24 protein-coding genes and 5 tRNA genes are annotated in these 25821 nt (G+C 61.9%); 20 read left to right on the top strand and 9 right to left on the bottom strand.

Features of this window, described 5'->3' with window-relative positions; all coding sequences use genetic code 11:
• The first annotated feature begins 17 nt into the window (after window positions 1-17).
• Window positions 18-914 carry an aminodeoxychorismate lyase gene (locus tag CIHUM_RS09185; protein ID WP_035000039.1) on the top strand — a complete coding sequence of 299 codons (897 nt, stop codon included), beginning with the start codon at window positions 18-20 and terminating at the stop codon, window positions 912-914.
• Here CIHUM_RS09185 and CIHUM_RS09180 read toward each other — a convergent pair.
• On the bottom strand, window positions 911-1579 hold the full coding sequence (locus CIHUM_RS09180) for a heme-binding beta-barrel domain-containing protein (protein WP_035000038.1): 669 nt from the start codon (window positions 1577-1579) through the stop codon (window positions 911-913). The two genes, CIHUM_RS09185 and CIHUM_RS09180, sit on opposite strands and share 4 nt — an antisense overlap.
• Window positions 1572-2333, bottom strand: coding sequence for an LmeA family phospholipid-binding protein (locus CIHUM_RS09175; protein ID WP_051106504.1), 762 nt, complete (start codon window positions 2331-2333; stop codon window positions 1572-1574). The genes CIHUM_RS09180 and CIHUM_RS09175 overlap by 8 nt, the downstream gene beginning before the upstream one ends.
• On the opposite strand from CIHUM_RS09175, the gene mshD reads away from it, so the two are divergent.
• The 5 genes from mshD (at window position 2332) to pstB (ending at window position 7540) form a co-directional block, all read left to right on the top strand.
• Complete coding sequence (gene mshD / locus CIHUM_RS09170; protein WP_035000036.1) at window positions 2332-3204, top strand: mycothiol synthase; 873 nt, start codon at window positions 2332-2334, stop codon at window positions 3202-3204. The two genes, CIHUM_RS09175 and mshD, sit on opposite strands and share 2 nt — an antisense overlap.
• A 164-nt stretch (window positions 3205-3368) precedes the next feature.
• Window positions 3369-4520 (top strand): phosphate ABC transporter substrate-binding protein PstS, encoded by a 1152-nt coding sequence (pstS, locus tag CIHUM_RS09165; RefSeq protein ID WP_035000035.1) that lies wholly within the window; start codon window positions 3369-3371, stop codon window positions 4518-4520.
• Between the two features lie 155 nt (window positions 4521-4675).
• Entirely contained in the window at window positions 4676-5746 is a 1071-nt protein-coding gene (pstC, locus tag CIHUM_RS09160; protein ID WP_035000034.1) for a phosphate ABC transporter permease subunit PstC, read from the top strand.
• 151 nt (window positions 5747-5897) lie between these two features.
• A complete protein-coding gene (gene pstA, locus CIHUM_RS09155) occupies window positions 5898-6725 on the top strand; it encodes a phosphate ABC transporter permease PstA (protein ID WP_243427189.1) in 828 nt (275 codons plus the stop codon).
• A 38-nt stretch (window positions 6726-6763) separates the two neighbouring features.
• Window positions 6764-7540: a phosphate ABC transporter ATP-binding protein PstB gene (gene pstB, locus CIHUM_RS09150; RefSeq protein ID WP_035000033.1), complete on the top strand. Its 777-nt coding sequence runs from the start codon at window positions 6764-6766 to the stop codon at window positions 7538-7540.
• Between the two features lie 66 nt (window positions 7541-7606).
• Here pstB and CIHUM_RS09145 read toward each other — a convergent pair whose 3' ends face one another.
• Entirely contained in the window at window positions 7607-8338 is a 732-nt protein-coding gene (locus tag CIHUM_RS09145) for a phosphate signaling complex PhoU family protein (RefSeq protein WP_035000032.1), read from the bottom strand.
• A gap of 27 nt (window positions 8339-8365) precedes the next feature.
• The gene (gene dusB, locus CIHUM_RS09140) at window positions 8366-9526 is read right to left on the bottom strand and encodes a tRNA dihydrouridine synthase DusB (protein WP_035000031.1); all 1161 of its coding nucleotides are present in this window, start codon (window positions 9524-9526) and stop codon (window positions 8366-8368) included.
• A 189-nt stretch (window positions 9527-9715) separates the two neighbouring features.
• Between dusB and CIHUM_RS09135 the strand changes: the two genes are divergently transcribed.
• Together CIHUM_RS09135 and CIHUM_RS09130 are read left to right on the top strand one after the other, a co-directional pair.
• On the top strand, window positions 9716-11224 hold the full coding sequence (locus tag CIHUM_RS09135; protein WP_035000030.1) for a succinate CoA transferase: 1509 nt from the start codon (window positions 9716-9718) through the stop codon (window positions 11222-11224).
• 52 nt (window positions 11225-11276) lie between these two features.
• Window positions 11277-11349, top strand: a tRNA-Lys gene (locus CIHUM_RS09130).
• A gap of 125 nt (window positions 11350-11474) precedes the next feature.
• Here the strand turns inward: CIHUM_RS09130 and CIHUM_RS09125 are convergent.
• Window positions 11475-12653 carry an IS1249 family transposase gene (locus tag CIHUM_RS09125; protein WP_273680206.1) on the bottom strand — a complete coding sequence of 393 codons (1179 nt, stop codon included), beginning with the start codon at window positions 12651-12653 and terminating at the stop codon, window positions 11475-11477.
• Between the two features lie 251 nt (window positions 12654-12904).
• On the opposite strand from CIHUM_RS09125, the gene CIHUM_RS09120 reads away from it, so the two are divergent.
• Entirely contained in the window at window positions 12905-14164 is a 1260-nt protein-coding gene (locus tag CIHUM_RS09120) for a type II toxin-antitoxin system RelB/DinJ family antitoxin (protein ID WP_051106540.1), read from the top strand.
• Window positions 14164-14997 (top strand): DNA adenine methylase, encoded by an 834-nt coding sequence (locus CIHUM_RS09115; RefSeq protein ID WP_074432066.1) that lies wholly within the window; start codon window positions 14164-14166, stop codon window positions 14995-14997. Before CIHUM_RS09120 ends, CIHUM_RS09115 begins: the two co-directional genes overlap by 1 nt.
• Here CIHUM_RS09115 and CIHUM_RS09110 read toward each other — a convergent pair.
• Window positions 14994-16244 (bottom strand): phospholipase D-like domain-containing protein, encoded by a 1251-nt coding sequence (locus tag CIHUM_RS09110; RefSeq protein ID WP_074432064.1) that lies wholly within the window; start codon window positions 16242-16244, stop codon window positions 14994-14996. The two genes, CIHUM_RS09115 and CIHUM_RS09110, sit on opposite strands and share 4 nt — an antisense overlap.
• A gap of 116 nt (window positions 16245-16360) precedes the next feature.
• Here CIHUM_RS09110 and zupT point away from each other — a divergent pair, with 116 nt between their 5' ends.
• Both zupT and CIHUM_RS09100 read left to right on the top strand, forming a co-directional pair.
• Complete coding sequence (zupT, locus tag CIHUM_RS09105) at window positions 16361-17125, top strand: zinc transporter ZupT (protein WP_035000029.1); 765 nt, start codon at window positions 16361-16363, stop codon at window positions 17123-17125.
• Window positions 17126-17175: 50 nt separating this feature from the next.
• A complete protein-coding gene (locus tag CIHUM_RS09100) occupies window positions 17176-17688 on the top strand; it encodes a hypothetical protein (RefSeq protein WP_035000028.1) in 513 nt (170 codons plus the stop codon).
• A 97-nt stretch (window positions 17689-17785) separates the two neighbouring features.
• On the opposite strand, the gene CIHUM_RS09095 is transcribed toward CIHUM_RS09100, so the two are convergent.
• Entirely contained in the window at window positions 17786-18373 is a 588-nt protein-coding gene (locus CIHUM_RS09095) for a CG0192 family protein (RefSeq protein WP_035000027.1), read from the bottom strand.
• Window positions 18374-18446: 73 nt separating this feature from the next.
• Between CIHUM_RS09095 and CIHUM_RS09090 the strand changes: the two genes are divergently transcribed.
• From CIHUM_RS09090 to CIHUM_RS09065, 6 genes are all read left to right on the top strand, one after another.
• A tRNA-Glu gene (locus tag CIHUM_RS09090) sits at window positions 18447-18519 on the top strand.
• Between the two features lies 1 nt (window position 18520).
• Window positions 18521-18597 (top strand) — tRNA-Asp (locus tag CIHUM_RS09085).
• Window positions 18598-18655: 58 nt separating this feature from the next.
• Window positions 18656-21013 carry an ATP-binding cassette domain-containing protein gene (locus CIHUM_RS09080; protein WP_035000026.1) on the top strand — a complete coding sequence of 786 codons (2358 nt, stop codon included), beginning with the start codon at window positions 18656-18658 and terminating at the stop codon, window positions 21011-21013.
• An 86-nt stretch (window positions 21014-21099) separates the two neighbouring features.
• Window positions 21100-21173, top strand: a tRNA-Asp gene (locus CIHUM_RS09075).
• Between the two features lie 28 nt (window positions 21174-21201).
• Window positions 21202-21274: transfer RNA gene (locus CIHUM_RS09070), tRNA-Phe, on the top strand.
• A gap of 57 nt (window positions 21275-21331) precedes the next feature.
• The gene (locus CIHUM_RS09065; RefSeq protein ID WP_035000024.1) at window positions 21332-21622 is read left to right on the top strand and encodes a GNAT family N-acetyltransferase; all 291 of its coding nucleotides are present in this window, start codon (window positions 21332-21334) and stop codon (window positions 21620-21622) included.
• Here CIHUM_RS09065 and epsC read toward each other — a convergent pair whose 3' ends face one another.
• Both epsC and cysK read right to left on the bottom strand, forming a co-directional pair.
• Window positions 21623-22222, bottom strand: a complete 600-nt coding sequence (gene epsC, locus CIHUM_RS09060) for a serine O-acetyltransferase EpsC (protein ID WP_063937287.1) — start codon at window positions 22220-22222, stop codon at window positions 21623-21625.
• A gap of 112 nt (window positions 22223-22334) precedes the next feature.
• The gene (cysK, locus tag CIHUM_RS09055; protein WP_035000021.1) at window positions 22335-23276 is read right to left on the bottom strand and encodes a cysteine synthase A; all 942 of its coding nucleotides are present in this window, start codon (window positions 23274-23276) and stop codon (window positions 22335-22337) included.
• Between the two features lie 263 nt (window positions 23277-23539).
• Between cysK and ramA the strand changes: the two genes are divergently transcribed.
• Together ramA and murA are read left to right on the top strand one after the other, a co-directional pair.
• On the top strand, window positions 23540-24382 hold the full coding sequence (ramA, locus tag CIHUM_RS09050) for an acetate metabolism transcriptional regulator RamA (RefSeq protein ID WP_035000287.1): 843 nt from the start codon (window positions 23540-23542) through the stop codon (window positions 24380-24382).
• A 45-nt stretch (window positions 24383-24427) separates the two neighbouring features.
• Window positions 24428-25678 carry a UDP-N-acetylglucosamine 1-carboxyvinyltransferase gene (gene murA / locus CIHUM_RS09045; protein ID WP_035000286.1) on the top strand — a complete coding sequence of 417 codons (1251 nt, stop codon included), beginning with the start codon at window positions 24428-24430 and terminating at the stop codon, window positions 25676-25678.
• Window positions 25679-25821 lie beyond the last annotated feature (143 nt).

Below are 25821 nucleotides of genomic sequence, written 5' to 3'. Positions count from 1 at the left end.
CTATCATAGGGGGCACTATGGTTTTTCCCCAGCTAACGCCAGCGCCCGTGATCTACCTTGTGGAGCCGTTCGGCGGCTCGGTGCGGCGCCAGAACCCGAACATGCCGCACGTGTTCTGGGACGACGCGGCCGTCACGCGCGGCGACGGCATCTTCGAGTCCATCCTGGTGCGTGGGGGCAAACCGCAGAACCTGGACAAGCACCTGCAACGCTTCGCGCGCTCCGCGGAACTTTTGGGCCTGCCTGAGCCGGGCCGGGAGCACTGGATTCGCGCGACCGAGGAAGCCGTGGCGGACAACTGCCGCGAGCGCGGGGACGCCCCGGACATCGAGGCCAAGTGCACCTGGACCATGACCCGCGGCCGCGAAACCACCGGGGTGCCCACCGCGTGGATCACCGTGCGGCCGCTGCCGAAAAAGGTGCTGCGCCAGCGCGAACGCGGGGTGAATGTGCTGACCACCCCGCGCGGCTACGCCATCGATCTCGATGTGCCGTGGATGCGCGACGGCGCGAAAACGCTCAACTACGCGCTGACCATGGCCGCGCTGCGCTGGGCGGACGAGCAGGGCGCGGACGACATCATCTACGTCGACCCGGAGACCGGGCGCGTGCTTGAGGGGGCGACTTCGAGCGTGCTCATGGTGAAAAAGGGCGGCCGCCTGCGCACACCAGCCCCCGGGGCGGGTGTGATGGCCGGCACCACTCAGGCCGCCGTTTTTGAGCACGCGGAAAAGCTGGGCTGGAAGTGCAAGACCAAAGACATTTACCTCAACGAGCTATACAAGGCAGAGTCGGTCTGGCTGGTCAGCTCCACCCGCATCGCCGCGCGCGTGAAGCGCCTCGACGGCGAAAAGCTGCCCGCCCCCGACAACGCGTCGGAGATCAGGCAGCTCATCGAAGGCGCGATAGGCTAGCCCGCCACCCGCTTCAGCTCGGCGGACATGTAGGGCACCGACTCGCCGTCGACGACGCGCTCGTCCACCCAGCCCAGGTTGTTGTTGGGCATCAGGCCGTAGAGGCGCTTGCCTGGGCCGTGGGCCGCCGGGCCGGTCTCCGTGGCGATGGTGGAGGCGCTAGTGAGCTGCCATGCGCGCTCGTTGACCAGCCCGCCGTACATGATCTCCACCAGGCCGCGGGAATTGGTCAACGTCACCTCAATCTCGTCCTTAAGCGAGATGCGCCAAAAACCCACCTCGCGCTGGTCCGCGCCGGTGGCGTTGCCCTCGGAGTCCAAGCGCCAGATGCGGGACTCGAAACGCAGGTAATTCTCGCCGTCGTGGGAAACAATGAGCTGCTGGCCAAAGGCGTACTCCTCGCCCTCCGGGTCGGAAGGGTCGTTGGCCTGGCCGGAACCGGACCACACGCCGACGAGCGGCAGCAGGGCCAACAGGCCGTCGTGGAGCGAGGGGCCGTAACGCAGGTTCGCGGTGTCCGCCTCGAGCGGCATGTCCTCAAAACCCAGCTCCGGGATGTTGCGGTGGGCGGTGTTTTTGGACTGCTCCGCCGCGAGGTTCACAGCGTCGTTGCCGTTGAGCTTGTTGTCTTGGACTTGTTCTGGGGTGTTGTTCTGTTCAGTCATGCTTTCCCAGCGTAGACGCTCCCGCCAGCGGCTCCAGATCCGCAGGTTCCACCACGGTGTTTACGCGGTCGCGGGATAGTTCAAACGAACCGCCGCGCAGCTGCACCAAGTCCGCGGGCCCGCCCAGGGGCAGCTCGCGGGTGTCTAGGTCGAAGGTGAACCCGTCCAGCACGGTTTGTTCTTCGCCAGCTGCGACATCGATGAGTTGGCTGGGGCGCATGTGGAACGTGCCGTCGACAAGCCGCAGCGTCACCACCACCGTTGCGGGCTCCCGCGCGCCGGGCACAGTGCCGGTCAGGCGCGCCTCGCTGGCCACGCCGCCGGCGGGGGAGATGTCGTAGGGGTTGGCCATGTCCAGATCGGTGATGCCCAGCAGCTCGCCGAAGCCGACGCCATCCAGGCGGATGCGGCGGCGCACCAGGCGGGCATCTGCGCCGACGACCTCGCCGCGCAGCGCATCCGCAGGGTTGTCCAGCTTCAGATTGAACATCTCCACACTCACGGTGCCCACCCCGGGGCCGGGAATGTCCGCGTCGGTGCGTTTCACGGTGACGCGGGGGACGCGGCCGGTGACGCCCGACCACGCAAACGGCACGGCGCTGACCTCCGTCTCCACGCCCTCGCGCGCGAGACCGTGCTCCACATGCGAGGCCAGCGCGGTGTCCGCGAGCCCGAGGGCTGCGACGAGCGCTACCGCAATCACGGCTGCTTTCTTCACCGCGCCCTCCTTCCCGCACGTAGCCTTGGGAGCCATGACTGCAGATATCCTAAGCGCCCACCTGCCCGGCGACCGCGTGCGACCCTTGCTTGAGGCCGCCGAAGACGCCGATGGCATCGCCGCCTTTTCTGAAAGCTTTGTGCAGGGGCTTGACGACGAGCGCGTGCGCCACACCCACTTCCTGGTCGAAGACGGCGGCGACGTGGTGGCCTGCGCGGGGCTGGCGGAGGACGGCTCCGCGGAGCTGGTCGTGCACCCTGACTTCCGCCGCAAGGGGATCGGCGAGGCGTTGGCGCGCAAAGTCCGTGCGGAAAGCCCCGATGCTGGCCTGTGGGCGCACGGCAACCTTGCGGGGGCGAAGGCGCTCGCGGCGAAACTGGGACTCAGCGTGTCTCGAGAACTGCTGGTGATGGGGATTTCCGCCGACGACATCCCTAGCGGCGGGCCTGAGCTGCCGGGTGGGTTCGAAGCACTGGACTACGTAGGTGCGGTGGAGCGTTGGGGACGGGACGCCGTCGAGAAGCAGTGGCTCGAAGTAAACAACGACGCGTTCTCCTGGCACCCTGAGCAAGGTGGCTGGGACCTGGAGCGGTTACACCGCGCGATGGAAGCCGACTGGTTCGATCCTGCAGGTGTGCAATTGCTGTATGAAGGCGAACAGTTGGCTGGGTTCCACTGGACCAAACGGCACCCGGATGGGACGGGTGAGGTGTATGTGGTTGGGATTGCCTCGCGGCATCGGGGGGAGGGAATGGGGGGACCACTGATGCAGATGGGGTTGAACCACCTTGTTGTAGAGGGATCACCGCAGGTCATCCTCTATGTTGAGGCGGATAATGGTCCGGCCGTGAAGCGGTATTTGCAGCTCGGATTCAAAGTTGATGAAAGTCACGTCGTGTACAAGTAGCCTGGCCTTAACCTGCGAAAACAGTGTGATGGACGGGAGTTCACCAGTTATTCACTTAACTGGCTACCGGCCATTAACCAGGGTTCCGTAGGTTTTCACTTGTGAGTATTCGGACAGTTGCTCCGACACTCGAAACTGACCCGTTAGCACCGGAAAGGTATCCCGTGATCCGTAACTTCAAGCGCACCGCCGCAATCGCTGGCGTCGTTGCCCTCTCTTCCGCTTCCCTCGTCGCTTGCGGCGACTCCGAGGACAACGCAGCTACCGAGGCTGTTGAGTCCGCAACCGAGGCTGTTTCCTCCGACGACAAGGACGGCAAGGACGGCGACGCGAAGTCCGGCGACTACGAGCTGTCCGGCCAGGAAGGCACCCTCGTTGCTGAGGGCGCTTCCTCCCAGCAGAACGCGATGGACTACTTCGCGTCCGTCTACGCATCCGAGGTTCCGGGTGCTCAGCTGGCCTACACTCCGTCCGGCTCCGGCTCCGGCCAGAAGAACTTCATCGCCAACCAGGCTGTCTTCGCTGGCTCCGACTCCCCGCTGAAGGACGACCAGGTTGAGGCTGCTGCAGAGCGCTGCGGCGGCAACGAGGCTTGGCACCTGCCGTTCGTCGTCGGCCCGGTCGCCATCGCCTACAACCTCGAGGGCGTGGACGAGCTGAACCTGTCCATCGACAACATCGTCGAGATCTTCCAGGGCGTCATCACCACCTGGAACGACCCGAAGATCGCAGAGAACAACGAGGGCGTTGAGCTTCCGGACGCTCCGATCAACGTCTTCTACCGCTCCGACGAGTCCGGCACCTCCGACAACTTCCAGAAGTTCCTGGCTGCCGCTTCCGACGGCAAGTGGGAGTCCACCGGCAAGGCATTCCCGAACGCTGTGGGCACCGGCGCCAACGGCTCCTCCGGTGTGGCACAGGAGGTCAACGCAACCGAGGGTGCAATCACCTACGTTGAGGCTGGCTTCGCTGACAAGAAGGCCAACATCGACTTCGGTGGCGGCCCGGTCGAGCTGACCGACGAGGCTGTTGAGAAGACCCTGGACAACCTTGAGTTCAAGACCGAGGGCCACAACATGGTCGTCGACGCCGACAAGCTGTTCAAGACCGACGTCGCTGGCGCCTACCCGCTGGTCCTGACCACCTACGAGATCGTCTGCTCCGCAGGCTACGACGAGTCCACCTCCAAGATGGTCAAGGACTTCCTGAACGTCGCACTGGACAGCCAGGATGAGGAGCTCGCTTCCGAGGGCTTCATCCCGGTCAAGGGTGCACACGCTGAGCGTCTGCGTGAGGCTATCAACGCCATCAAGTAAACGCTGGCAAACCGGCCTCCGCGGTCTTTAACGCCGCGGTAGGCAGATAGACCCCCTCAGATTGCGATCTCGGGGGGTCTCTCTATGCGGAGACGCGGAGCGTGAGCCCCAATTTCCGCCGTCCACAATGATTCATCTTCGAAGGATTCGAGCAAATGGCTGCTAACGATCACCTCGACCGCGGTGCAGGGCCCGCGAACACCACTGATCCTGTAAACCAGAACTCCACGGGCACCACTCTGACCAAGGAGCACGAGGAAAAGGCTCCCCTGACGGGCGAATCCGGCAAAGGTGCCGGCGTGAAGCGCCCCGGCGACCGCGTCTTCGAGTTCCTCTCCACCATCTCCGCAACCCTAATCACTGTGCTGGTCGCGGCGATCGGCATCTTCCTGCTCATCCAGGCCCTCCCGCCCCTGATGCGTAACGACCGTGGCGTGCTGGGCTTCCTCACCTACGGCGGCCAGTGGCAGACGGCGAACCTGGAGGCGATGAAGTTCGGCATTCCGAACATGTTCCTCTCCACGGTGACCATCTCCCTCATCGCGCTGATCATCGCGATGCCGATTGCGCTCGGCGTGGCGCTGTTTTTGTCCAACTACTGTCCGGAGAAGCTGGTTCGCCCGCTGGGCACCCTGGTGGACATGCTCGCCGCCGTGCCGTCGATCGTCTACGGCCTGTGGGGCGCGCAGGTGCTCGGTCCGCTGCTGGGCGACTTTTACAAGTGGGTCAACAGCTGGGGCGGCGACTTCTTCCTGTTCGCCACCTACCAAAACTCCCCGCCGTTCTCCACGGCCCGCAACATGATGACCGGTGGCATCGTCCTGGCCATCATGATTCTGCCGATCATCGCCGCAACCGCCCGCGAGATCTTCGTGCAGACCCCTCCCGGCCAGATCGAGTCTGCACTGGCGCTCGGCGCCACCCGCTGGGAAGTTATCCGCATGACCGTGATCCCGTTCGGCATGTCCGGCTTCATCGCCGGTTCCATGCTGGGCCTGGGTCGCGCACTGGGTGAAACCATGGCACTGTACATGGCCGTGGCACCGGCGAACGACTTCCGCGGCTCCCTGTTCGACGGCGGCACCACCTTCGCCACCGCGATCGCCAACGCTGCCGCGGAGTTCAGCAACCCGGTCTCCGCAGGTGCCTACATCGCAGCCGGCCTGGTGCTGTTCCTGCTGACCTTCATCGTCAACTCGATCGCGCGCGCGATCGTTAACAAGTAAGGAGCGGAAAGCAGAAATGTCTACTGCAGTACCGAATAACGGCTCCTCCGAGGTAGCTATCAAAAACCCCGCTCCGGCACGCAGCTCTCGCGGCACCGGCGAGAGCCCGTTCACGGACATCGCTTCAAGCCGCAAGACCACCAACTCCATCATGGGTGGCCTGATGTGGCTGTGCATGATCCTCGCGCTGATCCCGCTGCTCTGGCTGCTCATCACTGTGGTCTCCCGCGGCCTGGGCGCCGTGATCGACCCGGCCTGGTGGACCCAGGACATGGTCGGCGTCCGCTCCTCCAAGGAAGGCGGCGGCGCACTCCACGCCATCGCCGGTACCCTCATGCAGACGCTAGTTGCGTCGCTGTTTTCCATCCCGATCGGCATCTTCACCGCGATCTACCTGGTGGAGTACTCCAACGGCAACAAGCTGGGCAAAATGACCACCTTCATGGTGGACATCCTCTCCGGTGTGCCGTCCATCGTTGCGGCGCTGTTCGTCTACGCCCTGTGGATTACTATCCTGGGCCAGCAGCGCTCCGGCTTCGCGGTGTCGCTTTCGCTGATCCTGCTCATGATCCCGGTTGTGGTCCGCAACACCGAGGAGATGCTGCGCGTGGTTCCGATGGACCTGCGCGAGGCATCCTACGCACTGGGTGTTCCGAAGTGGAAGACCATCATGCGCATCGTGCTGCCGACTGCGCTGTCCGGCATCGTCACCGGTGTCATGCTCGCCATCGCTCGTGTGATGGGCGAGTCCGCCCCGGTGCTGATCCTCGTCGGCTCCACCCCGACCACCAACTGGTTCAACATGTTTGACAAGCCGCAGTCCTCTCTGCCGCTGTTCATGCTGGACATGTGGAAGTCCGGTGCAACCGGCCCGGCAAACGACCGACTCTGGGGCGCGGCGCTGACGCTCGTGATCCTCGTTGTCACCCTGAACCTGCTCGCACGTTTCGTGGCGAAGCGCTTCTCGGTCAAGAAGTAACCCACCCGCGTTCCCACACCCACCCAGGAGATACCCAGATGTCTACCAAGCTCGAACTCAACGACGTCAACATCTACTACGGCGACTTCCACGCCGTGCAGAACGTCAACATGCAGATCCCGTCCAAGGCTGTGACCGCCTTCATCGGCCCGTCCGGCTGCGGCAAGTCCACCGTGCTGCGCACCCTGAACCGCATGCACGAGGTCATCCCCGGCGCGTACGTGGAGGGCGAAATCCGCCTCGACGGCAACGACATTTACGGCAAGAACGTCGACCCGGTCGCCGTGCGCAACACCATCGGCATGGTGTTCCAGAAGGCTAACCCGTTCCCGACCATGTCCATCGAGGACAACGTCGTGGCAGGGCTGCGCCTGTCCGGCGAGAAGGACAAGAAGAAGCTCAGGGAAGTCGCCGAGCAGTCCCTGCGCGGTGCGAACCTGTGGGAAGAGGTCAAGGACCGCCTGGACAAGCCGGGCGGCGGCCTCTCCGGCGGTCAGCAGCAGCGTCTGTGCATCGCGCGTGCGATCGCGGTGCGCCCTGAAGTCCTGCTTATGGACGAGCCCTGCTCCGCCCTGGACCCGATCTCCACCCTGGCCGTGGAGGACCTCATCCACGAGCTGAAGAACGAGTACACCATCGTGATCGTGACCCACAACATGCAGCAGGCTGCGCGTGTGTCCGACAAGACCGCCTTCTTCTCCCTCGAGGCCACCGGCAAGCCGGGCCACCTGGTGGAGTTCAACGACACCACCACCATCTTCGAGAACCCGGAGGAGAAGGAGACCGAGGACTACATCTCCGGTCGCTTCGGCTAAAGCATTCCGCTTTTCGACGCCCCTTACGGTGCACCACGCACCGTAAGGGGCGTCGCCCTTTTGCACCTATTTCTGGATGCGGAACTTGCGCTCGATGGTGGCGAATTTCTCCGCCGGGTCGTAGTCCACCTCGTCTCGCTGCTGCACGTACGCCTCAGGTTTGAGCCCGGTGATGAGGAAGACCATGCGGCGGCCCACGCTGACGCAGCGGTCGGCGTAGCGTTCGTAGTAGCGCGCCAGCATAGACACGTCGACGGCTTCCCGGTTGGTGAACTGCCATTCCCGGTCGGTGACCAGGGTGCTGAGGAATGCCTTCATGTCGTCCACACCTTCGTCGATAGTGTGCAGCTCCACGGCAGCGTCCGCGTCAGGCTCGACCAGCAGTTTCCGCGTCGCGGCACCCATCTCGTAGACGAGGCGGACGAGCTCCTGGACGTAGCCATGCAGCTGCTCAGGGTAGACGGGGGAGGGGTGGCGCAGGCGGGCTAACAGCGCAATGTTCTTTGCAAGGGACCCCATGCGTTCGAAGCTTTCCACGATGTAGATCGCGGAGACCACTTGGCGCAGGTCGTAAGCGACGGGGCTGTGCAGCGCGAGCAGGCTCATGCTGCGTTCTTCGCAGCGCTGGCCGATCTCTTTGAGCGCGTCGGTGGCTGTGAGGGCTGCCTCGGCGTCCTCTAAAGACTGCTCCAAGAGCGCGGCTGTGGCGTATTCCATAACTTCGCGCACGGAGTCGCACATCTCGAGGACGTCTTCGTTGAATGCCTGAAGATGTTCCCTGTACACGGTGCGTAGCATGGCTACATGCTACGGGAACCGGGGGTGTTACCCGCCGTTGTTTTCAATTTCGGCGCCTTCCGGCACGGTGTCGTCCTGCGGGTCGTCCAGCCATCCCTCGGGCAGCGCGATCTTGCCGGCGGAGCCCTGACGCCCACGGGCGTCGTCGGCGTGCTGGGCCTTCTCTTCGGAGTCCGCGATGGGGACGAGGCGCTCTTTCAGCTCTGCTAGGGAGCTGACCTGGGCTAGCGACTTGCGGAATTCGCCGCCCACGGGGAAGCCGCGCAGGTACCAGCCGGTGTGTTTGCGGATGTCACGGCAGGCGTGTTCCTCGCCGTCGTGGGCGGCCAGCAGCTCCGCGTGGCGGTAGATGATGCTTGCAACCTGCCCCAGGGTGGGCTCCGGCGGGATCTCCTCGCCGCGCAGCTGAGCGCCGAGTTGGGCGAACAGCCACGGCCGTCCCAGGCACCCGCGGCCGACCTCCACGCCGTGGCAGCCGGTCTGCTCCATCATCTTCGCCGCGTCATCGGCGGCGAAGATGTCGCCGTTGCCGATAACGGGCACGCCGGTGCCGTCCATATGCTCGACCAGGCGGCCGATTTCGTCCCAGTGCGCCGTGCCCGAGTAGCGCTCGGCGCCGGTGCGGGCGTGCAGCGCCACGGCGGCCGCGCCGGCTTCGGCAGCGATCCTTCCCGCATCGAGGTGCGTGTGGTGCTCGTCGTCGATGCCGATGCGGAACTTCACCGTGATCGGGATGCCGGAGCCTTCGGCAGCGCGCACCGCTGCGTCGACGATGTTGCCGTAGAGGCGTCGCTTGTACGGGATGGCGCAGCCGCCGCCTTTGCGGGTGACCTTGGGCACGGGGCAGCCGAAGTTCATGTCCACGTGGTCGGCGATGTTTTCCTCCACGATCATGCGCACGGCTTCGTAGGTGAACTTCGGGTCTACGGTGTACAGCTGCATCGACCGCGGGGTCTCCACGTCGGCGAAGCTGGTCATGTGCAGGGTTTTCTTGTTGCGGGCCACCATGGCGCGCGCCGTGATCATCTCGCAGACATACAAGCCGGAGGAGGTGCCGGTGAGCTCCTCTTCGATCTCGCGGCACAGCACGCGAAACGGCATGTTTGTCACCCCGGCCATCGGCGCGAGGATGACGGGGGAGCTCAGGTCAATGCCGCCGATTGTCAGGGCGGGGGCAACTGCAGTCATAGTGCGGCCCATTCTTCCTGTGCAGCATGGGTCCCGTCCAATCGTCGGGTTTACGCCCGTTCGGGGGTACGGTCCCGTCGATAAGCACTTGCTTTACGACGCACTCCGCCCGAATTCTGGCAGTGGGGCGTACGTCACAATATTGTGGGGAATGTTATCTACCCGCACGAAACGATTTGAGGGAGCATCATGAGCGACCGCATTGCAAGCGCCAAGCTGCGCGACAAGGGCATGTCCGCTGAAGAGGCCGTCCAGTTTGTCAACCACGGCGACAAGGTCGGCACCTCCGGCTTCACCGGCGCCGGCTACCCCAAGGCCCTGCCGGCCGCGATTGCGGAGAAGGCGAAGGCCGCCCACGACAAGGGCCAGGACTTCTCCATCGACATGTACACCGGCGCCTCCACGGCCCCGGAGTGCGACGGTGTGCTGGCAGAGGCTGGTGCGCTGCGCTACCGCATGCCATACCAGTCCGACCCGACCATGCGTAAAAAGATCAACGCCGGCGAGATGAAGTTCCAGGACATCCACCTGTCGCACTCCGGCATGCTGGTTGAGCAGGGCTTCTTCGGCGAGGTGGACCTGGCCATCGTCGAGGCCGTGCGCATCACCGAAGAGGGCAACATCGTCCCGTCTTCCTCGGTGGGCAACTCCGTGGAGTTCCTCAACGCCGCGAAGAAGATCATCATCGAGGTCAACGAGTGGCAGTCCGAGGAGCTCGAGGGCATGCACGACATCTGGACCGTGCCGCCGCTGCCGAACCGCATCCCGATCCCGATCACCAAGTGCGGCGACCGTATCGGCACCACCTACATCGAGATCGACCCGGAGAAGGTCGTCGCCGTGGTTAAGACGGATGCGCCCGACCGCAACGCCCCGTTCAAGGCGCCGGACGAGATCTCCGAGCAGATCGCCGGCAACTTCCTGGACTTCCTCGAAAACGAGGTCAAAGCCGGCCGCCTGGCCTACGACGGCTACGTCATGCAGTCCGGCGTGGGCAATGTCCCCAACGCCGTGATGGCGGGCCTGATGGACTCCAAGTTTGAGAACATCCAGGCCTACACCGAGGTGATCCAGGACGGCATGGTCGACCTCATCGACGCCGGCAAGATGACCGTGGCGTCCGCGACCTCGTTCTCCCTGTCGCCGGAGTACGCGGAGAAGATGAACAGCGAGGCGTCGCGCTACCGCGAGTCCATCATCCTGCGCCCGCAGTCCATCTCCAACCACCCGGAGGTCATCCGCCGCACCGGCCTGATCGCGTCCAACGGCATGATCGAGGCGGACATCTACGGCAACGCCAACTCCACCCACATCAACGGCTCCCGTCTGATGAACGCGCTGGGCGGCTCCGGCGACTTCACGCGCAACGCCTACATCTCCTCCTTCATCTCCCCGTCGGTGGCGAAGGACGGCGCGATTTCTGCCATCGTCCCGTTCGCGTCCCACATCGACCACAACGAGCACGACGCCATGGTCTTCATCACCGAGTACGGCGTGGCCGACCTGCGCGGTCTCGCATCGCGTGACCGCGTGGCCAAGATGATCTCCATCGCCCACCCGTCGTACCGCCCGCTGCTGGAGGAGTACGTCGAGCTCGCTTCCAAGTGCAAGTACCAGGCAACCCCGCACGATCTGCGCCACGCCTTCGACTTCCACCTGCGCATGGAAGAGACCGGCACCATGCTGAAGCAGGACTAAGCCAGCCCCGATTTCCGGGCTAATGGGCCCACGGGCTACCATTAGCCCCCGCGGGCCTTTAGCTCAGTTGGTAGAGCTACGGACTTTTAATCCGCAGGTCGCGGGTTCGATCCCCGCAGGGCCCACCTTCAACCCCCGCCACCGCGATGTGGCGGGGGTTTGGTTTTTGGATTGGTTCCCCTGGTTGTAGTTGAGGGGAACGTAAGGGTTAAGGGTCAAAAAGTGTGTCTGGCCCGGCGTGTCGTGGGGGTTAGATTTGGCCTTTTTGGATGCCGATTGAGTGGGTGTAGTCGGTGTCGATAGCGTTGTCGTAGAGGGCTGGTCGTCCGGTTTCTTGGTCGGCTTGGTTCTCGTTTCGGGTGAGGGTGGATACTTTGGCGAGTTGGCCCTGGCCCCAGTCGGACTGCCTGGCGATTCGTACTGGATCGTCAGGCAGCTCCGTTTTGAGGTAGAGCCACCAATCCAGCATGCGGCGTTGTCGTTCACCGGACCTGCTGCGGTGGGTTCTGGCGAGCAGTTTGATCTGGGCGTTGATCCCGCCTTCCAGGCTGTTGGTGGTGGATTTGATCCGCTCGGGCGCAAGGACTGCTGCTGGTGGGGTGAGATAGACAAACAGCAGCTCGGACCGGAATAGGTGGTTGAGGCTGTTGTAGGCCTTGCGCACGTTGTGATGCGTCCACACCCGTGTCCATGCACCGGTTTTGGGGTCTTTGACCATGGTTTTCTCGTCCATCCATGACCGGTAGATCGTGGAGAACTCGTGCAGTTGCGCACCCCATGCGGCGGCTTCATCCAGCGTGGTGATCCGGGTCAGCTTCAGCGCAAGTCGGTAGATGGTGCGCCCGGCATCGGTGCGTGGGTTGCTGGTGGTGTAGCGGCGTACCACGCGTTGGGCGTGGACGAGGCAGCGTTGGATTTTCGTGGTCGGCCAGCATTTTTTGATTGCGCTGTATGCTCCTTGGCCGCCGTCGATGACGGCGATGGGTGGGGCTTCGATGCGTTCAAGCAGCAGTTGGTAGTCGCGGGTGGTTTCGTGTTTGCACCAGTGCCAGGCAATTACGTGGTCGATGGTCGCCGCGACGATCAAGCAGCCGCCAGCGGTGTAGGTGCCGTCAAGGAAGATCTGGTCGTAGACCCGCTTGTCGTGGCCGGCGGTGGGGTCAGGCACATCAACGAACCAGCACCACTTGAAGCGCCGCTTCATGGTGGCGCGGCTAACACCGTTTCGTTTGGCTAGGTCGTCGAGTGATGTCGCGGTGGTGCAATGCTCGATGAACTGGGTGAACACTGCCGCGTTGGTGATGTCGCTTCGGTGTTTCACGCTGGAGGCGCCGCATTGTTTGCAGCGCCATCTGGTGGTGCCTTTGCTGGTAGTGCCGTTGCGTTTCATTTCACCGCCGCAGTAGCAGCGAGGTTGGTTCTTTGACATTGCGACACCACACCACGCCGCACATAGCACACCACCGCTGCCACACCGAGGATTTCCCGTCGGGGGCTAGATATATGCTTCCGGAGCATATACTTTCCGGAAACCTACAGGTCAATCCGTGAAAATCCGCGATTCCGGACACACATTTTGACCCTTAACCCGAACGTAAGAATGCTCCGACGATGATAAGACGGCTACGACTCTAATTGTGCTACATTGTGCTACAACATATTGACTTGGTGGAGAGGATTATGAACTACCACCCCACAACAACCGTCAGAATTGCGCCATCGCTCAAGAAAGAAGCCAACGCTGTCTTTAGTGAGATGGGCTTATCGATGAGTGCAGCAATAAACGCTTTCTTGGTTAACGTTACGAAGACCGGTCGCTTACCTTTTGAGCTTGAGGCTCAACCCTCTGAGGGCCAGTCGTATGTGTCGGGAGAGCCAAAGAACGGGTCGCTCAATCGCGCTTTCAAAGCTAAGAAAGACGAGTTTTACACCTTGTACGAGGATGTAGAGAAGGAGCTTGTTCACTATCCCGACAAGTTTCGGAATAAGCATGTGCTGTGCAACTGTGATGACCCGTTTGAATCTGCGTTCTTTCGCTACTTCATCTTGAATTTTGAAAAGCTCGGGTTATCGAGCCTCAAGTCAACGTGCTACGCCTCATCTCCACTGGCTGGCCAGGAGTACCCGCTGGAAGCGGGAAACCGTCCCTATGTAACTGAAGTCAACCATGTACCGGAAGACGACTTAGTTCTGCCGGACGGCTCGCTTGATTTAGAGACGGTATTCAGCATGGAGGGGAATTCAATATCTTGGCTGGAAGGTGACGGCGATTTTCGATCTGAAGAATGCATCGAGCTGTTAAAAAGCGCGGATGTCGTGGTAACAAACCCTCCATTTAGTCTTTTTCGGGAGTTCATTACCCAACTTGTTGAGCACCAAAAAGACTTCTTGATTCTCGGCAATATGAATGCGTCAACTTGTCGAGAAGTCTTTCCTCTATTCAGGGACAACAAAGTTTGGTACGGACAGTCGATTCGGTCGGGGGACCGCAAATTCTATGTACCGGACACTTACCCGTTAAGCGCTTCGAATTGTGGAATTGATGAAACCGGGCGCCGTTTTATACGCGTTAAAGGCGTTCGATGGTTCACAAACATCGACAACGCGCGTCGCCACGAAACTATCGATTTGAAGAAGACCTACGACGCGGATCGAAACCCTCGATTTGATAATTATGCGGCTATCGAGGTGTCACGAACGATGGACATTCCGGTAAATTATCCTGACTTGATGGGGGTGCCGATAACTTTCCTGGACCGTTACAACCCAAAACAGTTCGAGATCGTAATGCTTGCGAATGGGAATGCGCGGACAAATGTCACACCCGAAACGCTCTCCCTCGTGGGATACGAAGCGAACGATAAGGACAAGGGGGGCGTAGCGATGCTCGGCGGGAAACGTTCGTATGCGCGGATCCTTGTGAGAAGGATTATGAGTTGATGCCTGTTTTGCGAGTTCCTTGTACGTATCAAGGCGGAAAGCAACGGATAGCGTCGCAAATTGCCGACGATCTTTTGCGAGCTCAAACTGACAAGGATGGGCGTTTCTATGACCTTTGCTGCGGGTCGGGAGCTGTTACGTTAGAACTCGTAAATCGTGGTATTAGTCCAGAGCAGATCACAATGCTCGACTTAAGTTCTTGGGGTGCTTTCTGGTCGGCAATTGGCGCTGGAACCTTTCGACTAGAAGTGTTCGACCGGTACTTAATGAATTTTCCCCAGGATAAAGCGTTAGTAAGGGCGCATGCTATTGAGCTGGCGAATACCTGCTCCGCGGATGATGAGCCTGAACTGTATCCAATTTTGCAAGCTTGCGCCTTCGGTGGGAAGCAGATCTGGTGGGATGGGCATAGGTGGCGTAATGCCTTTTTTCGAAGATATTGGCAACCTACGCCTACTAGTAAACGTCGCAGCCCCGCCAACACGATGCAGCCCCAACCTGAAGAACTTCTAAGGCGGGTTCACCTATTGGTTGATCGCATGGCCGGAGTTGAAGGGCTGAGAATGGAGATAACAGATTTTCTCGAGCGCTCAATTCCCGCAAATGCAGTGATCTATGTAGATCCACCGTACGACGGCACCACCGATTACGGATTTCGATTTGATATTCAGCATTTCGTTGAGGTGCTGAGGCAGAGGACTGATTCGAAGATTTTTGTGTCCGAAGCGAAGCCTCTTGGCCCGGATTCTAAGGAGATTATCCTGGGGGGAGCTAATGGAGGAATTTCCGGAAATAGGGTCAAGAAGCACCGAGAATGGCTCACTGCGTTTTAGAAGATTCCTAGAAGTCTTGCTGTGCTGCTGCGACCGTTGTAGGCGGTAATTTTAGAAGATGATACGAACCTCGGAAGCTCATCATCGTCAAATACTGAGAGGTAGTAATAGTCGGCCTCAATTCGCGAAAAGCAGACAATCTTCTCGGGTAGTAGATACCCGGAACGGGCTTTTCTATTAAAGGCTGACGTGATTTTATCTCCGATTTCAGAGACCCCGTGGATCTGAACGCGCCATGTCCCGTTAGCTCGCTTACCGGTAGGGAACAAAATCGTATTTTCGAAATAATCTACACCATCAAAGTTAATAGTGATTTTCTTGGTGGAATCAGTGTCTTCGGGTGCGATGCCGAAAAATTCAACTGCCCCACGCATGTAGTCAGGATCAGAGTGCTCGTAAGGAGTGTTCTTTACATCCCCGCTACGCAGCAAAGAGGTTTTCGAAAGATCAAGGATGTTCCTCGATCCGCCCGTCATTTTGCGTGTTTCAACCCATAGGGTCGCGTCAGCATTAGTGGCTAGTGTGATCGGAGCAGGCGGGATTTCGCTTTGCGGGCTGCTCGAGCGGGGAGGCTTTGGTGCTGGTGACACCGTCGGAAATGGGTTAAGGGAAGGCAACTTTGAACGTTTTGATGAGCCGAATAGCCTTTCTCTCTCAGCTGACGCGGCTTCCCGGTCATGCATTTGGATGCGGGTCCTGACCTCCTTTTCCACGTATGAGTTCTCGAGCAGATCGTCAATGGCAGCTGTGGTGGTAATCGACTTAACTGTGTTTTGAAACGAGGTCAGTCGATCAAAATAAGAGTCTGTAGATTTCTGTAGCTGGTTGTGACTGGGATTGTTGAAGTCGAGTTCGAGGTGGACCGATGATTCATAATTGGTCCACAAGCCCCCACCGGTGAGATTGTGTGAGCCGACGATTAAGAGCCCCTCTTCTGGACCCGAAAAACTGAAGATTTTGCTGTGGAAGGTTTGCCCATTTTCGTCGTGTACAACATACAAACTGTTGGCCAGTGAAAGAAGGTTCATGAGAGCCTCGTATGACGTGACGTTCATGTCCACGCCTACAAAAATGCGTATCTCACCACCAGCTTCTCGGAATTCCTCAAGTTCTTTTTTGAGGCGTAGAACACCACTGTTCTTTGCGAATGCAACCGCTATTTCCAACTTGTTAAATTTTGGTGACTTGAGGTTCTCTCTCAGGTATTCGCCTAATTGCCCATCAATCGGTTGGGATAAAAGATGCATACAGACATCCTATGGATATAACGCGTCATTGGGAGAGAAAGCATTATCTCAATGCAGCTTCCCAAGCCGAAAGATCCGCCGATAAACAAGGTGCTAAGTGGGCTAGAGTTGCTCGCATGAACTTTGGCCTCGCGTTCGGTCTGTCGCTGTTCGCCGGTTTGTCCACCGGCCTCGGTGGCCTGCTGGTGGCACTGAAGCGCAACCCTTCAGACAGATTCCTCGCTGCCTCGCTGGGGTTTTCCGCCGGCGTGATGGTCTACATCTCGCTGGTGGAGCTGCTGCCGGAGGGCGTCAATTCGCTTGGCGGCGACGAGCGCGCGCAGCTGTGGGGTACCGTCGCGTTCTTCGCGGGCATCGCTGTCATCGCGCTGATTGACAGGTTCGTGCCTGACGACATCAACCCGCACGAAGACCCCTCCACCGGCAAAACCATGCGCAACGTCGGCGTGGTCACCGGGTTGGCCATCGCGGTGCACAACTTCCCGGAAGGCTTCGCCTCCTTCATCTCGGCGCTCGAGAACCCGGCACTCGGCCTGCCCATCGCTATCGCAATCGCCATCCACAACATCCCCGAAGGCGTCGCCGTCGCCGTGCCGCTGCGCCAGGCCGCCGGGTCGAAGTGGAAGGCCGCCGGCTGGGCCACCCTGTCCGGCCTGGCCGAGCCGCTAGGCGCGCTCATCGGGTTCCTACTACTGCGGCCGTTCCTGGGCCCGGAAACGCTCGGCATTGCCTACGCCGCCATCGCCGGGATCATGGTGTTTGTTAGCCTGGACAAGCTTTTGCCCACCGCCATCCAGACCGGCCGGCACCACACCGCCATCTACGGCCTTATCGCAGGTATGGCGGTCATGGCGGTGAGCCTGCTCGTCTTGCCGGGCTAGTCGTGTATCTCGGGCCGCCAAGGTGACCTTCTTGAAGATATCCTTAATTCATGTCTTTTGAAGATGACGTTCTTGAACTGATGGAGTTAACAACCCAGGTTGCGCAGCGGCGGGCTCGAAACTATGAGGCTCGTGAATATGCTGAACTCATCGATTGGTCAGAGTTTCTTTTAGACCAGTCGAAAAAGGAAGCTGTGCGCATTGCGATTCGCGATGCTTACAAGCAACTGGCGTTAGAAACGAGTTTTCTGGACGAGCAGACGCTTCGTGCGAGAGGAATCGGTCTCGAAAACAATCGAGGGCGCCTGTCATTTCTGTTGGAAGACCAAGAGACTGGCGCAGGGATTGTTTCTCAAGGAATACACCGGGAGGTCAACGCAGTTCGGGCGCGAATCTCGTCGTTCCTCGAGCAACCCCCAGTGCCCCCGCGCAACTATCTGCAATCGTCCCTCCAGAATGTGAAAACTGTGTTCGGTAGTCTGCGTGACATTTTCGGTGATGACCCTAAGGTCAAGGCACTATTCGCCCTTTGGGAGGAGTTCGCAGGAATTTTCGCAGCGTAGGATGAAGCCATTGTTGAGTGGGTAGATGATGGTCTCGATGGGGACGCTGTTCTGGTTGTTGCTTTAGGCCAGATTCATGCGAGTTGGAAGCTGGGGGCTACTTCCAGACCTCGAGGCGCATGAGGATCACGCCGTCGTCCGCGCGCACGAGCGCGAGGTCTTCCGGCTCCGCCACCCGGGCGTCCAGGATCTCGCGGGTGATGCGTAGCTGGTAGCGCTGCTGCTCGCCGTCGATGTCTACCGAGCCGATGCTGGTGTACTCGTTGTGGTCTTCAATCTCCACCGCGCCCACGGCCACGTCCGAGGTCTGGCCGGTGCCGCGCACCGCGAAGATCGGTGCGCCGTTGCTGAAAGACGCGCCTTCGCCGCCGGTGAGGATCGTCTGGATCAGCTCGCGCACAGCCACCGGGTCCGTGGTCAGCGCCGCCACGGAGCGGGCGCCGAGGACGGAGTGGTCCATGGGCGTGAGCTCGTCGTCAAGCTTGGCACCCGCGTCGCGGTAGGACACACCGAACTGTCGCAGCGCGCCGTTGACATCGCGGCCGATGAGGACCTCGATGCCCACCTCGCCGTTGCGGTCCACCACGCGGTAGGAACCGAGGAGCTCAACGATGGGGGAGTGTGCAGAAACGAGCTCATCCTTCGTGGGGGACAGGGTTGCGTCGTAGATGATTGCTTCGGCCATGTGGCCACTGTACTGCTCATTTGGTTGCTGCGGAGGCGGTGTCGTATGATTCAACGGCTGTCTTTGATGACAGGCCCCCATCGTCTAGAGGCCTAGGACTCCGCCCTTTCACGGCGGCAACACGGGTTCGAATCCCGTTGGGGGTACGGCCCTGTGGCGCAGTTGGTTAGCGCGCCGCCCTGTCACGGCGGAGGTCGCGGGTTCAAGTCCCGTCAGGGTCGCCATCAGCTCGAGGTACGCCTCGGGCTTTTTGCTTTGCGACGGCAGCTACGCTTGGCACCCGTGAAGAACAAAGCTGACGCCCACGATGCCATCGTTGTCACCGGAGCGAACGAGAACAACCTGCGCGACGTCTCTGTCACGATCCCGAAACGCCGCCTCACCGTCTTTGCCGGCGTGTCCGGGTCCGGCAAGTCCTCGCTGGTCTTCGACACCGTCGCCGCCGAGTCGCAGCGCCTGATCAACGAGACGTACTCGTCTTTCGTCCAGGGGTTCATGCCGTCGATGGCCCGGCCGGACGTGGTCGGTCTCGAAGGCGTGACCGCGGCGATCGTGGTGGACCAGTCGGCGCTTGGGAGCAATGTGCGCTCCACCGTCGGCACCGCCATGGACGTCACTCCGATGCTGCGTGTGCTGTTTTCGCGCATCGCGGAGCCGAACGCCGGCGGGCCGGGCGCGTACTCCTTCAACGTGCCGAGTGTGTCTGGCGGCGGGGCTGTCAAGGACGCGACCGGCAAGAAGAAGGTGGTGAAAAACTTCACCCGCACCGGCGGCATGTGCCCGGAATGCGCCGGTACCGGGCGTGCGAGCAAGTTCGACGAGGCGCAGGTTGTGGACGACGCGCTGTCTATCGACGACGGTGCAATCCTTGCACCCGGCTACAAGCCCGGGTCCTGGCAGTTCCGCGCCTACGCCGAGGCCGGGAAGTTCCCGGTGGACGTGCCCGTCGGCAAGTTCACGCCCGAGCAGCGCCACGCCCTGCTCTACGGCGAGCCCGAGAAGGTCCAGTACATGGGCTTCAACACCACCTACCAGGGGCTCATCCCGCGTCTGGAGTCCTCGCTGTTGAGCAAGGAAAAGGAGGGGTTGCAAAAGTCCGCCCGCGAGTTCGTGGATCGCGCCGTGACTCAGGTGGACTGCCCCGCCTGCGGCGGCACCCGGCTGGCGCAGCACGCGTTGGAGTCGAAGATCAACGGCAAGAACATCGCGGAGCTGTGCGCCATGGAGGTCGAGGACCTGGCCGAGTGGTTCGAGGGGGTGGACGCGCCGGGCGTGGCACCGCTGGTGGCGTCCATACGCGAGGCGCTGGCGAACTTTGTCGCTATCGGGCTGGGCTACATCACGCTGGACCGGCCGAGCTCGACGCTCTCCGGCGGCGAGTCGCAGCGCGTCAAGATGATCCGCCACTTGGGCTCCGCGCTTTCGGACGTCACCTACGTCTTCGACGAGCCCACCGCGGGCCTGCACGCCGCCGACATCGACAGGTTGAATGGCCTGCTCACCGCGCTGCGGGACAAGGGCAACACCGTGCTCGTGGTGGAGCACCGCCCGCAGACCATCGAGATCGCGGACCACGTCATCGAGCTCGGCCCCGGTGCAGGCACCGAGGGTGGCGAGATTGTTTTTGAGGGCACCGTCGATGAACTGCGCGAGGCTGGCACGCGCACGGGCGAGAGCTTGAAGCTCGGCGTCGAGCTCAAAGAGGACCCGCGCGAGCCCGTCGATTGGCTCAAGGTGCGCGGGGCCAGCGAGAACAACCTCGCCGGCATCGACGTGGACATCCCCACCGGCGTGCTCACCGCGGTGACGGGCGTGGCGGGTTCCGGCAAGTCCTCCCTGCTGCGCGCGCTGGAGGACTCCGGGCTGCTAGAAGAGGCGGTGTGGGTGGACCAGGCGCCCATCTCCGGGTCGCGCCGCTCCAACCCGGCCACGTACACTGGCGCGCTGGACTCGATCCGCAAGGCGTTCGCGAAGGCCTCGGGCGAGCCGGCGTCGATGTTCTCGCCGAACTCCGCCGGCGCGTGCCAGCACTGCAAGGGCGCGGGCGTGGTCTATGTGGATCTCGGCATGATGCAGGGCGTGGACGTGCCCTGCGAGGTCTGCGAGGGCAGGCGTTTCGACGACGCCGTGCTCGTGCAAACCCTCGGCGGCAAGAACATCGCCGAGGTGCTGGCCATGCCCGCCGACGAGGCGCAGCCCTACCTGAAGGAGAATAAGGTTAACGCCGCCGCGAAGATGTGCGGGCACCTGATCGACGTGGGTCTGGGATACGTCACGCTCGGCCAGCCTTTGACCACGCTGTCCGGCGGCGAGCGCCAGCGCCTCAAGCTGGCGGCCAGCCTGAAGAAGCCCGCGCCCGCCTACGTGCTGGACGAGCCCACCACCGGCCTGCACCTGACCGACACCGCGCGCCTGGTGGAGCTGTTCGACCGGCTGGTGGATTCCGGCGCGACCGTCATTGTGGTGGAACATAACCTGGCGCTGGTGTCCCGCGCCGACTACGTCATCGACCTGGGCCCGGGGGCTGGCTCCGCGGGTGGGCGAGTGGTGGATGCGGGCACGGTGCGGCAGCTCGTCGATAGGCATGAAAGCACCGGGTCTGAAACTGGGCGGTACCTGTCTTACGCTGGCGATTTGTAGCCGTGTGAGGGTGCTGTGTAATGTATCAACTCGTGCAAGAGACAGTGTGAAACGCACTGGAAGGCGCACTGAAAACAACAGAATAAGGCCCTGTGGCGCAGTTGGTTAGCGCGCCGCCCTGTCACGGCGGAGGTCGCGGGTTCAAGTCCCGTCAGGGTCGCTGAATTGCTTGGCAAACGAGTAGTTCCGGCCAGATAGCTCAGTTGGTAGAGCACACGCCTGAAAAGTGTGGGGTCGCCAGTTCGATCCTGGCTCTGGCCACACTCCCGAAACCCCTTCCGCGGCAATGCGGAAGGGGTTTCGCATATAGTCGGCTGCATGTCTGAGAACCCGGAAATATCCGTGCAGAAGAACGAGACGGAAAGCCAGTACGAAATCCTCGTGGGCGGGGAAGTGGCGGGCTTTGCCACCTACGCCGACGCGAACGGTGTGCGCGACCTGCCGCACACCGTGGTGGACCCCAAATTCCGCGGCCAGGGCCTGTCCAAGCCGCTTATCCAGGCGGCGCTCGACGACGCCCGCGCAGACGACATGTTGGTCACCCCGTCCTGCCCCGCTGTTGAGCGCTACATTGAGCAGAACCCGCAGTACCGGGACCTGCTGGCGTAACTAGATGATGTAGCTGCCCGGATCGATGTAGCTGTCCGGGTCCACCAGCTTCACGCACTCGTCCGTCTTACGCGGACGGACCTTCGCCGGAATACCAACTGCGATGGAATTTTCCGGCACGTCCTTGGTCACCACCGCGTTCGCGCCGACGGCGGAACCGGCACCGATGGTCACCGGGCCCAGCACCTTCGCGCCCGCGCCGATGGTGACGTTGTCGCCGATGGTGGGGTGGCGCTTCGTCTGCGTGAGCACCTGCCCGCCCAGGGTGACGCCGTGGTAGAGCATTACGCCGTCGCCGATCTCCGCGGTTTCGCCGATCACGATGCCCATGCCGTGGTCGATGAAGAACCGGCGGCCGATTGTCGCGCCGGGGTGGATCTCAATGCCGGTGAAGAACCGGTTCAGCTGCGCCAGGATGCGCGCCGGGCCCTTCCAGCTCCGTTCCCACATTGCGTGGCAGAGGCGGTGCACCCAGATGGCGTGCAGACCCGAGTACACCACCGCATTTTCGACGTCGCCGCGTGCGGCGGGATCGTGATCGCGCGCGTTCGCCAGGTCCTCGCGGACAGTGGAAACAACCTTTGCAGCCAGGGAAAGCATGGGGCGCAGTGTACCAAGCGGTTCATTTTCTTTGGGGATAAAAACTCCCGGCGCCGGATGGTGTCGGTGCCGGGGGGGGGAGGGGCGACAGCTCGTCGCTAAGCAAAAGTGCTTAGTCGCGGATGTCCTCGTACAGGACGGTGGAGACGTAGCGCTCGCCGAAGTCCGGAATGATCACCACGATGGTCTTGCCCGCGTTCTCCTCGCGCTCGGCCATCTCCAGCGCTGCCTTAACGTTCGCGCCTGCGGAGATGCCGCCGAGGATGGCATCCTTCACCGCGAGCTCGCGAGAGGTGGACACCGCGTCCTCGTTGGTCACGGCGATAATCTCGTCCACGACGTTGCGGTCCAAGGTGCCCGGGATGAAGTTCGCGCCCAGACCCTGAATCTTGTGCGGGCCAGCCTCGCCCTTGGACAGCAGCGGGGACGCAGCCGGCTCGACGGCCACGGCCTTGACGTCCGCCTTCTGCTCCTTGAGGTACTTGCCGGCGCCCGAGACGGTGCCGCCAGTGCCCACACCTGCGACGAGGATGTCCACCTCGCCGTCGGTGTCTTCCCAGATCTCCGGGCCGGTGGTGGCGTAGTGGATCTTCGGGTTGGCCTCGTTCTCGAACTGGCGGGCCAGAATGGCACCCTCGTTCTGCTCTACCAGCTCGTTGGCCTTTTCCACGGCACCCTTCATGCCGGCAGCGCCCGGCGTGAGCACGATCTCAGCGCCGTACGCGCGCAGCAGCACGCGGCGCTCGTTGGACATGGTTTCCGGCATGGTCAGGATGACCTTGTAGCCCTTCGCGGCACCCGCGAGTGCGAGCGCAATGCCGGTGTTTCCGGAGGTGGCTTCGACGATGGTGCCGCCCGGCTTCAGGTCGCCGGACGCCTCGGCGGCCTCGATGATGGCCTTGCCGATGCGGTCCTTGACGGAGTTTGCCGGGTTGTAGAACTCCAGCTTGGCCAGCACACGGGCCTTGGAGCCGTTGGCCTCGGTGATGTCAGTGAGTTCCACCAGCGGGGTGCCGCCGATGAGGTCGAGAACGTTGCTTGCGATCTTCGCCATAAGTCATCCCCTCCTGGGGTTTTCTTGGTTTGTTGCGTTTCCAGTGACAGCATACACGCCGAAGTAGACAGTATGGTTTGTCGGTAGTGTACTGTCCGGTACGGAAGGGGTTTCGGTGGGACGCGTCTCGCGCTTTGAGAGCGGGGTTAAATTTGGCTACCCCCGTTCGCGCGATATGATCACTGTGGTTTTTGAGTCCTGTTCGGATTCGGGAGTGCCCCAAATGGGTGCCCCCGAAACGGTGGAAGGCGACACGTATGACGATGGATGCGCAGCGCATCAAGGACGACGATGACGCGATTCGCGCGGCGCTGACCGCGCTGAAGACCGCAACCGGCATTCCAGTGGCGATGTACGGCACTCTCTTGTCGGACAACCGGATCCAGATCACCCAATGGATCGGCCTGCGCACTCCGGCACTGCAGAACCTCAGCATCGCTGAGGGCGCTGGCGTTGGCGGCCGTGTCGTGTCTACCCGCCGCGCCGTGGGTATCGCCGACTACACGCGCGCTTCTGTGATCTCCCACGAGTACGACCAGCAGATTCAGGACGAGGGCCTGCACTCCGTCGTGGCCGTGCCGGTGATCGTGCAGCGCGAGATCCGGGGCGTTTTGTACGTCGGCGTGCATTCGCCCGTGCGTCTGGGCGACAAGGTTATCGAAGAGGTCGCTATGACCGCCCGCACCCTCGAGCAGGAGCTTGCGGTCAATGCGGCGCTGCGCTCCTCCGACGGCGGGGACCGGGCTGGCGCGAAGTCTGGGCGTGCGATGAACGGCGCGGAGTGGGAGCAGGTGCGCGCGACCCACTCGAAGCTGCGCATGCTGACGAACCGGGTGGAGGACGAGAAGCTGCGCAAGGAGCTGGAGCAGCTCTGCGAGCAGCTGGTGTCTCCGGTCGCCGTGAAGCAGACCACCAAGTTGTCGGCGCGCGAGCTGGACGTGCTTGCCTGCGTGGCCCTTGGGCACACCAACGTTGAGGCTGCCGCGGAGATGGGCATCGGTGCTGAGACCGTGAAGTCCTACCTCCGCAGCGTGATGCGCAAACTCGGTGCTCACACCAGGTATGAGGCGGTCAATGCCGCCCGTCGCATCGGCGCGCTGCCTTAAGCATTTGCCTATCGACGTCGCTTGCGGTTCTGTACTGTGGCGGACGTGAAAGAACGGTTTTTGGTTTCAGGCGGCGCCCGGCTTGCGGGCGAAGTTCGCGTCGACGGCGCCAAGAACAGCGTGCTCAAGCTGATGGCCGCAGCCCTTCTGGCCGAAGGCACCACCACGCTGCGTAACTGCCCGCAGATCCTTGATGTTCCGCTGATGCGCGACGTCCTGGTCGGGCTGGGCTGCGAGGTGGACATCGAAGGCGACGTGGTGCGCATTCACACCCCGGCCGAGGTTTCCCCGCACGCCGACTTTGATGCGGTGCGCCAGTTCCGCGCCTCCGTGGCGGTGCTAGGACCGTTGGTGGCCCGCTGCACCGAGGCGTATGTGGCGCTTCCCGGCGGCGACGCGATCGGGTCCCGCCCGCTGGATATGCACCAGTCCGGCCTGGAGAAACTGGGCGCGACCACGCATATCGAGCACGGAGCAGTGGTGGCGCGTGCCGAGAGACTCACCGGCGCCTCCATCAAACTGGACTTCCCGTCCGTGGGAGCGACGGAGAACATCATCACCGCAGCCGTGCTCGCGGATGGCCGCACAGTGCTGGACAACGCGGCGCGCGAACCGGAGATTGTAGACCTGTGCACCTTGCTGAACTCCATGGGCGCGCGTATCGACGGCGCCGGCACGTCCACCATCACTGTCGATGGCGTTGATTCGCTCTCGCCGACGGAGCACACGGTGGTCGGCGACCGCATCGTCGCCGGCACGTGGGCGTACGCGGCCGCGATGACGCAGGGCGACATCACCGTCACCGGTGCGGCACCCGGGCACCTGCACTTGGCCCTTTCGAAGCTGAAGCTCGCGGGCGCCGACGTGGAGACGTATGACAACGGATTCCGCGTGCGCATGGACCACCGCCCGCGCGCCGTGGACTATCAGACCTTGCCATACCCGGGATTTCCCACCGACCTGCAGCCCATGGCGATTGCGCTGTCCGCGATTGCCGACGGCGTATCCGTGATCACCGAGAACGTCTTCGAGGCGCGCTTCCGGTTCGTGGACGAAATGCTGCGCCTGGGGGCTGACGCGCATGTGGACGGCCACCACGTCATGTTGCGTGGGGTGAACAACCTGTCTTCGACCGACGTCTGGTCTTCCGACATCCGTGCAGGCGCCGGCCTCGTGCTCGCCGGTCTGGTTGCAGACGGCGTGACCACCGTGCACGAGGTGCACCACATCGACCGCGGCTACCCGGCTTTCGTCGAGCAGTTAAACGCGCTTGGTGCACATGTTGAACGCGCTTAAAACCCGCGTTTAGCTGCGGGTTTGTGTTGTGTGTGGGGTGTGTGTAACTTATATCGAGTCAGCGAGACCGACAACGCCCCGCTGGAAGGTGAGATCCTTTCTGGTTTGTGTGGCGGGCAGGAAAACAATCGCTGATAGATTCC

It is taken from the genome of Corynebacterium ihumii, from assembly GCF_028609825.1.
Taxonomy (GTDB): Bacteria; Actinomycetota; Actinomycetes; order Mycobacteriales; family Mycobacteriaceae; genus Corynebacterium; species Corynebacterium afermentans.
This window is presented reverse-complemented; position numbering and strand designations above follow the sequence as displayed.